The organism is Acidisphaera sp. S103 (genome assembly GCF_009765975.1).
Classification (GTDB): Bacteria; Pseudomonadota; Alphaproteobacteria; order Acetobacterales; family Acetobacteraceae; genus Rhodopila.
This window is the reverse complement of sequence record NZ_LMUJ01000082.1, coordinates 6,083-6,518: the sequence shown is the minus strand read 5'-3', so window position 1 is coordinate 6,518 and position 436 is coordinate 6,083. Positions and strand designations below refer to the sequence as shown.

At 63.1% G+C, this 436-nt stretch carries 1 pseudogene; it reads left to right on the top strand.

Annotated elements, in window-relative coordinates:
* Positions 1–436, top strand: a pseudogene (locus tag GSQ89_RS27455) (hypothetical protein); the annotation flags it as partial.

Below are 436 nucleotides of genomic sequence, written 5' to 3'. Positions count from 1 at the left end.
CCTCGGTGTCGCCCCGGTCGTCACCGCCGGTATCGTGTTCTTCGTCGCTGGGCTGGCCTATTATGGCACGTTCATTGGTCTCGAACCGAACTTCGCCACCATCGTCATTGGCATGGCGCTGACCGGTATCGGCGTGGGACTGACATTTCCAACGTTGATGGGCATCAGCGCGTCATCGCTGCCGCCATCGTCGTTCGCGACCGGGTCGGGGGTGATCAACATGATCCGCCAGGCAGCGATCGCGGTGGGCGTGGCGATATTTATCGCGGTGATCGCTTCACCGGCTTCGCCCGCGGCGCGGGTCACGGCGTATCATCGCGGGTGGTGGATCATGGCGGTGATAACGGCGTTGGGACTGGTGCCGACGTTCTTTCTGATTCGGACCACGGCCCGTCCTGTCAGCCTTGAAATCGCGAGTCCGGCGTCCGGAACCGTC